The sequence below is a fragment of the Brachybacterium netajii (SeqCode) genome (genome assembly GCF_054114245.1).
In genome coordinates, this window is sequence record NZ_JBSYXB010000018.1 from 1 (window position 1) to 3,256 (window position 3,256).

Annotated in this window: 2 rRNA genes; both read left to right on the forward strand. The window is 55.9% G+C overall.

What is annotated here, in order from left to right:
• Positions 1-127 precede the first annotated feature (127 nt).
• A 16S ribosomal RNA gene (locus ACXET9_RS16050) occupies positions 128-1,646 on the forward strand.
• A 359-nt stretch (positions 1,647-2,005) separates the two neighbouring features.
• Positions 2,006-3,256: ribosomal RNA gene (locus ACXET9_RS16055) — 23S ribosomal RNA — on the forward strand; the annotation flags it as partial.

The following is a 3,256-nucleotide window of genomic DNA, read 5'->3' on the forward strand; positions in this document are numbered from 1 at the left end:
GTGCGCGTGTTGCTTGATATCTCAATAGCGTGTCTGTTTGTTGATGCCAATATTTTAATTGGCAAGATATACGGATGATTAGCAGAAATGCTGGTTGTTTGTTTTTTTGCCAGGATTGTTTTCATTTTTTATGGAGAGTTTGATCCTGGCTCAGGACGAACGCTGGCGGCGTGCTTAACACATGCAAGTCGAACGATGACGGTGGTGCTTGCACCACCTGATTAGTGGCGAACGGGTGAGTAACACGTGAGTAACCTGCCCCCCACTTCGGGATAACCTCGGGAAATCGGGGCTAATACCGGATATGAGCTACTACCGCATGGTGGTGGTTGGAAAGTTTTTCGGTGGGGGATGGACTCGCGGCCTATCAGTTTGTTGGTGAGGTAGTGGCTCACCAAGGCGATGACGGGTAGCCGGCCTGAGAGGGCGACCGGCCACACTGGGACTGAGACACGGCCCAGACTCCTACGGGAGGCAGCAGTGGGGAATATTGCACAATGGGCGAAAGCCTGATGCAGCGACGCCGCGTGAGGGATGACGGCCTTCGGGTTGTAAACCTCTTTCAGTAGGGAAGAAGCGAAAGTGACGGTACCTGCAGAAGAAGCGCCGGCTAACTACGTGCCAGCAGCCGCGGTAATACGTAGGGCGCAAGCGTTGTCCGGAATTATTGGGCGTAAAGAGCTTGTAGGTGGCTTGTCGCGTCTGCCGTGAAAACCCGAGGCTCAACCTCGGGCGTGCGGTGGGTACGGGCAGGCTAGAGTGTGGTAGGGGAGACTGGAACTCCTGGTGTAGCGGTGAAATGCGCAGATATCAGGAAGAACACCGATGGCGAAGGCAGGTCTCTGGGCCATTACTGACACTGAGAAGCGAAAGCATGGGTAGCGAACAGGATTAGATACCCTGGTAGTCCATGCCGTAAACGTTGGGCACTAGGTGTGGGGAACATTCCACGTTCTCCGCGCCGTAGCTAACGCATTAAGTGCCCCGCCTGGGGAGTACGGCCGCAAGGCTAAAACTCAAAGGAATTGACGGGGGCCCGCACAAGCGGCGGAGCATGCGGATTAATTCGATGCAACGCGAAGAACCTTACCAAGGCTTGACATGCACCGGACGGTCGCAGAAATGTGGCTTCCTTTGGGCTGGTGCACAGGTGGTGCATGGTTGTCGTCAGCTCGTGTCGTGAGATGTTGGGTTAAGTCCCGCAACGAGCGCAACCCTCGTTCCATGTTGCCAGCGCGTAATGGCGGGGACTCATGGGAGACTGCCGGGGTCAACTCGGAGGAAGGTGGGGACGACGTCAAATCATCATGCCCCTTATGTCTTGGGCTTCACGCATGCTACAATGGCCGGTACAATGGGTTGCGAAACTGTGAGGTGGAGCGAATCCCAAAAAGCCGGTCTCAGTTCGGATTGGGGTCTGCAACTCGACCCCATGAAGTCGGAGTCGCTAGTAATCGCAGATCAGCAACGCTGCGGTGAATACGTTCCCGGGCCTTGTACACACCGCCCGTCAAGTCACGAAAGTCGGTAACACCCGAAGCCAGTGGCCCATCCTCGTGAGGGAGCTGTCGAAGGTGGGATCGGTGATTGGGACTAAGTCGTAACAAGGTAGCCGTACCGGAAGGTGCGGCTGGATCACCTCCTTTCTAAGGAGCATCACCAAGATTGGTGGCCATCAACCTGCCCGCGTGTGGTGGGGATGGTTGCTCATGGGTGGAACATCAACGAATAGGCACTTCACTCGCTGGCAATGATCGTCCGGAGTACGCCCCTCGGGGTTGGAAAGGATGATGGTCCGGTGGGTTTGAGGTGGAGACACGCTATTGGGTTGTGAGGCTGCACGCGGCCAGGGGTCATGCTTTCGGGTATGGCCGTACTGGTGTGTGGCTGGTCCTCCCTCGTCACGCTGACTGCGTTTGCGGTGGTGTGGTGGGTGTGGGGTTGTTTCTTGAGAACTACATAGTGGACGCGAGCATCTTGTAAGCAATTTTTTGTCTTTGTGTGTTGCCAAGTTTTTAAGGGCACACGGTGGATGCCTGGGCACAAGGAGCCGATGAAGGACGTGGGAGTCTGCGATAAGCCTCGGGGAGATGACAACCGATCTGTGATCCGAGGATGTCCGAATGGGGAAACCCACCGCAAGTCATGTTGCGGTACCCGCCACTGAATGTATAGGTGGTGTGGAGGGAACGCGGGGAAGTGAAACATCTCAGTACCCGCAGGAAGAGAAAACAAATAGTGATTCCGTGAGTAGTGGCGAGCGAAAGCGGATGGGGCTAAACCTGGTCTGTGTGATACCCGGCAGGGGTTGCAGGTTGGGGGTTGTTGGGACAGTGCGTGATCTCTCTGCCGGGAGGTCGACGTGGACGTGTGTTGGTAGTCGAAGTCGTGGTGAGTGCGACGGCGTAGAGGGTGTGACCCCCGTAGACGAAACTGATATGCGGCGTTGTTGCTGTTCCCGAGTAGCACCGGGCCCGTGAAATCCGGTGTGAATCTGCCAGGACCACCTGGTAAGCCTGAATACTCCCTTGTGACCGATAGCGGACAAGTACCGTGAGGGAAAGGTGAAAAGTACCCCGGGAGGGGAGTGAAATAGTACCTGAAACCGTGTGCTTACAATCCGTCGGAGCCTTTAGGGGTGACGGCGTGCCTTTTGAAGAATGAGCCTGCGAGTTAGTGGTCGGTGGCGAGGTTAACCCGTGTGGGGTAGCCGTAGCGAAAGCGAGTCTGAACGGGGCGTTCAGTCGCCGGCTCTAGACCCGAAGCGAAGTGATCTATCCATGGGCAGTGTGAAGCGCGGGTAAGACCGCGTGGAGGCGCGAACCCACTTCAGTTGAAAATGGAGGGGATGACCTGTGGATAGGGGTGAAAGGCCAATCAAACTTCGTGATAGCTGGTTCTCCCCGAAATGCATTTAGGTGCAGCGTTGCGTGTTTCGTGCCGGAGGTAGAGCACTGGATAGGCGATGGGCCCCACCGGGTTACTGACCTTAGCCAAACTCCGAATGCCGGTACGTGAGAGCGCAGCAGTGAGACTGTGGGGGATAAGCTTCATAGTCGAGAGGGAAACAGCCCAGAACATCAGCTAAGGCCCCTAAGCGTGTGCTAAGTGGAAAAGGATGTGGAGTTGCTGAGACAACCAGGAGGTTGGCTTAGAAGCAGCCACCCTTGAAAGAGTGCGTAATAGCTCACTGGTCAAGTGATTCTGCGCCGACAATGTAGCGGGGCTCAAGTACACCGCCGAAGCTGTGTCATTC